General features: G+C 63.5%; 3 protein-coding genes. All 3 read left to right on the forward strand.

Annotated features, from left to right (window positions below; genetic code table 11):
- Positions 1-337: 337 nt before the first annotated feature.
- On the forward strand, positions 338-1,507 hold the full coding sequence (locus tag Q0C64_RS13090; protein WP_294124283.1) for an NnrS family protein: 1,170 nt from the start codon (positions 338-340) through the stop codon (positions 1,505-1,507).
- Positions 1,508-1,591: 84 nt separating this feature from the next.
- On the forward strand, positions 1,592-3,805 hold the full coding sequence (locus Q0C64_RS13095) for an adenosylcobalamin-dependent ribonucleoside-diphosphate reductase (RefSeq protein WP_294124284.1): 2,214 nt from the start codon (positions 1,592-1,594) through the stop codon (positions 3,803-3,805).
- 74 nt (positions 3,806-3,879) lie between these two features.
- A partial coding sequence (gene moaA / locus Q0C64_RS13100; RefSeq protein ID WP_294124285.1) for a GTP 3',8-cyclase MoaA occupies positions 3,880-4,670 on the forward strand: 791 nt, incomplete at its 3' end.

Genomic DNA, 4,670 nt, shown 5'->3' on the forward strand with positions numbered 1-4,670 from the left:
TCCGTCTCCGCCACCTATCATTCCCCACACTGAGGCCGGTACGCTCGGCCCGGCGGCTGCCCCGCGTGGTCGCTCCAGGTCGGGTTAGGGGTAGTAAAACGACCGTAGGTGAAGCGAGCCACGCGGCGGCATTCTCGTCAGTCTCAAGATGATGTTCGAACCTGTCCGGCTAATAACGCGCCGCAATTCCTTTTAACTATGCCCTGCTTATCGCCGATGCGGGTGGGCCGAATGATCTGAATCAATTCAGCGCCGCGTAACGCTGCGAGTGGCTTGAGCCATGCCGAAGGCGATGCAAACTCGCGGAGAACAGATGCTTGCGCTCCGGCGATCCCGGATGTCGGCTTCTCCGCCGATCCTGCGGGGCGGCTTCAGGCCCTTCTTCCTTGGCGGAGCGCTCTGGGCGGTCATCGCGTTGGTGCTCTGGCTAGGAGTCCTTGCCGGGCAAATCACGATCCCGACGACATTCGATGCCCTTGCCTGGCACCGGCATGAAATGTTGTTCGGCTTCGTCGGCGCGGTGATCGCCGGCTTCCTGTTGACCGCCATTCCCAATTGGACCGGGCGGCTGCCGATTGCCGGTGCGCCGCTCGCGAGCCTGTTCGGCCTATGGCTGGCTGGACGCATGGCCATGCTGTTTTCGGCAACGCTGGGACCTGTGGTTGCAGCGGTGGTCGACACCGGTTTCTACTTTGTGCTGGCCGGCGTCGCCGCCCGCGAGGTCATTGAGGCCAATAATCGCAACGTGCCGATCGTGGGGCTGCTGTTGCTGTTTGGTATCGCCAACGCGCTCGACCATTTGGCGGCGGCCGGCATCTTGGCCGATCCTACCCTGCCTTGGCGGCTGGCAGTGGCGCTCGTCACCCTGATGATCTCGCTGATCGGCGGCAGGATCGTTCCATCGTTCACGCGCAACTGGCTGGCAAAGTGCGGCGTCACGCAAGGCTTGCCGGGACAGCCGAACCGGTTCGACTTGGTGGCCATTGGGCTTAGCGCGCTAGGGCTGATTGCCTGGATCGCCGGGCCATCGGGCTGGCTGCCTGGGACCCTATTGGCAGTTGCGGCCGCTGCGCAGGCTATCCGACTGGCGCGATGGAAGGGCTGGAAGGCGGTCCGCGATCCGCTCGTCCTCGTTCTGCACGTCGGTTACCTTTGGATACCGATTGGTCTCACACTCCTCAGCGCGTCCCAGTTCGGCCAGTGGGTGATCCAGTCCGCGGCGGTGCACGCCCTGACCGCGGGGGCCATGGGGACAATGATCCTGGCGGTGATGACCCGGGCTACCCTTGGCCATACCGGTCGCGAACTTCGTGCCGGACCAACCACGCAGGTCATTTACCTGTTGGTCACGGCAGGTGCCGCGATGCGCGTGGCTGCGTCGCTTGGGGCGCTCGACTATCGGATGGGCATGGAAGTGGCCGGCTTCTGCTGGCTCGGCAGCTTCGTGCTGTTCATTTTCAATTACGGGCCGATACTGTTCGCGCCCAGGCTTGGCGAGAAGAGTTAGTCCGGGCCGGATTGCGATGCGATAGATCAATTCGCCGTCGCGCCGCCCGCGCTAATTTGCCTCCACTGAAAAGGGGAGGGATTGATGGGCTTCGAAGTGTCGCTTGCCGAGGAGATTTGGACCGCCAAGTACCGCTTCGCACCGGCCGGTGGCGTCGCCGACGAGGACTTCGCCGCGACGGCCACTCGCGTAGCAATGGCGGTGGCCGAGGCCCCCGATGACCGGGCAGCCTGGTTCGAACGGTTTCGCGAGGCGATGCTCGACTTCCGCTTCCTGCCTGCTGGCCGCATCATCGCCGGTGCCGGCACTGCCCGGAGCGTCACCCTCTTCAATTGCTTCGTCATGGGCACGGTCCCCGATAGCCTGGGCGGCATCTTCGATCACCTTCGGGAAGCTGCGCTGACGATGCAGCAGGGCGGCGGCGTCGGGATCGACTTTTCTACCATCCGGCCAAATGGCGCACCGGTTGAAGGCGTTGGCGCGGATGCTTCCGGACCGCTGTCGTTCATGGATTGCTGGGACTCGATGTGCCGGACAGTCCACTCCGCCGGCCAACGGCGCGGCGCGATGATGGGGTGTTTGTCGATCGGCCACCCCGACATCGAGGCATTCATCGACGCCAAACGCGACCCGCAACGCCTCCGTAACTTCAACCTGTCAGTGCTGGTGAGCGACGCCTTCATGACGGCTTTGGGCGCCGATGCCGACTGGCCGTTGCGGTTCGAAGGCAAGACCATTCGGACAGTGCGGGCGCGAGAGCTGTGGGAACGGTTGATGCGGTCGACCTATGATTGCGCCGAGCCGGGAGTGATCTTCATCGACCGGGTCAATGCAGCGAACAATCTGCAGCATTGCGAGACGATCAGCGCCAGCAATCCCTGCGGCGAGCAGATGCTGCCGCCCTATGGCGCCTGTTTGCTGGGTTCGATCAATCTCGCCCGGCTAGTGGCCCGGCCGTTTGCGGAAGGCGCCGAAGTCGATGAGCGGGAATTGGCCGAGCTCACCGCGACGGCAGTGAGGATGCTCGACAATGTCATCGACATCTCTCGCTACCCGCTGCCGCAACAGGAAGCGGAAGCAAAGGCCAAGCGCCGCATCGGCCTGGGCGTTACCGGCCTGGCCGATGCGCTGCTATTTTGCGGCAAGGTCTATGGCAGCGGCGATGCCGTCGAGCAGGCCCGGCAATGGCTGGGGATCATCAAGCGCGAAGCCTACCGGACGTCGGCGCGGCTCGCGGCGGAAAAGGGGCCGTTCCCGCTCTACGACGAGTTGATGCTTGAGACACCCAATCTGCAGTGTCTCGACGAGGTAACTCGCGCGCTGATCGCCGAGCATGGGCTGCGCAACGGATGCCTGACCTCAATTGCGCCGACCGGCACAACCTCGCTGCTGGCCGGCAACGTCTCGTCGGGGATCGAGCCTGTGTTCGCCTATTCCTATGAGCGGCGGATCCTCCAGCCAGACGGCAGCGCGCGGTTCGAACCGGTCGAGGATTATGCGATGCATGTCTGGCGGCAGATCCGCGGCGACGAGCCGCCGCCCGAGGAATTGTTCGTCAGCGCGCAAACGCTGAAACCTTCCGACCATCTCGCGATGCAAGCGGCTGCCCAGGCGCTGGTCGACAGTTCAATCTCAAAAACCGTCAACTGCCCCGAGGATATTTCGTTCGAGGAATTCGCCGACATCTATGTCGAAGGCTATCATTTGGGCTGCAAGGGGCTGACAACCTACCGGCCCAACGCGGTCACTGGTTCTGTGCTCAAATTGGCCGGTGACGACACCGCGTCAGGCGGTCGTCATGACGGGCCGCTGCTCGCCGAGCGGGCCGACGCGATGCGCGGCACGACCTACAAGCTGAAATGGCCCGAAAGCGCGCACGCCGTCTATGTGACAATCAATGACCTCGAAGCCGACGGCGACCGCCGCCCGTTCGAGATTTTCGTCAACTCCAAGAACATGGAGCACTACGCCTGGACGCTTGGCTTGACCCGGATGATTTCAGCGGTCTTCCGGCGGGGCGGCGATGTTTCCTTCGTGCCTGAAGAGCTCAAGGCAGTGTTCGATCCTCGAGGCGGCGCATGGATGAAAGGACGTTATGTTCCGTCGCTACTCGCCGCGATCGGCGAAGTGATCGAGCGTCACATCGACCAAGCAGTCCCTGACGGCGACCCCAGGGCGGATGAGCCAGGCGTGGGCGCAAGCACGAGACCCTGCTGTCCGCGGTGCGGCGCTCCGGCCCTGATCCGGGTCGAGGGGTGCGACAAGTGCCTTGAATGTGGCCATTCGAAGTGCGGCTGACTTGATTCAGATCACGTGCAGGTCTTCAAGAGTTGCCTAGCCGACTCCTCGTTTGACCTCGGAGACGAAACAGGATGGACGCAGTGGTGGCAAAGCCCAAGTTGATGGTCGACAGCTTCGGCCGCAAGATCGACTATGTGCGGATCTCGGTCACCGACCGCTGCAACCTGCGCTGCCGCTACTGCATGGCCGAGCACATGCAATTTTTACCGAAGCGCGACATACTGACGCTCGAAGAGATCGTCGAACTCGGTGACATCTTCATCGCTCGCGGCGTTCGTCGCATCCGCCTGACGGGCGGCGAGCCGCTTGTCAGGCGCGGGGTCGGAGAGCTGTTTCGGACGCTCGGTGCACGCATCGGCCAGGGCCTCGAGGAACTGACGCTAACCACCAATGGCGTACTGCTGGCACAGTTCGCCGAGCTGCTGGCCGGCTCCGGCGTGCGCCGGGTGAACGTCAGCCTGGACAGCCGGCGGCCGGAGCGCTTCTCTCATATTACCCGGGGCGGCGACCTTGGTGCCGTTCTGCGCGGCATAGCCGCCGCTCGAGACGCGGGTCTCAAGGTCAAGATCAACATGGTCGCGCTGGCCGGCCTTAACGACGACGAGTTCGAAGAGATGCTGCGGTGGTGCGACGGCGAGGGGTTGGACCTGACGCTGATCGAAACCATGCCGTTGGGCGACGTCGAGGAAGACCGGACTTGCCACTATTTGCCGCTCGACTCCGTCCGGCGACGGCTCGAGGAGCAATTCACCCTCACACCGTCCTTCGGCCGGACCGGCGGCCCTGCTCGCTATTATGAGGTGGCTCGGCTCAAGGCCCGACTCGGCATGATCACCCCCTTGAGTGGCAACTTTTGCGCCGG

Source organism: Sphingomonas sp. (assembly GCF_023266535.1).
Taxonomy (GTDB): Bacteria; Pseudomonadota; Alphaproteobacteria; order Sphingomonadales; family Sphingomonadaceae; genus Sphingomicrobium.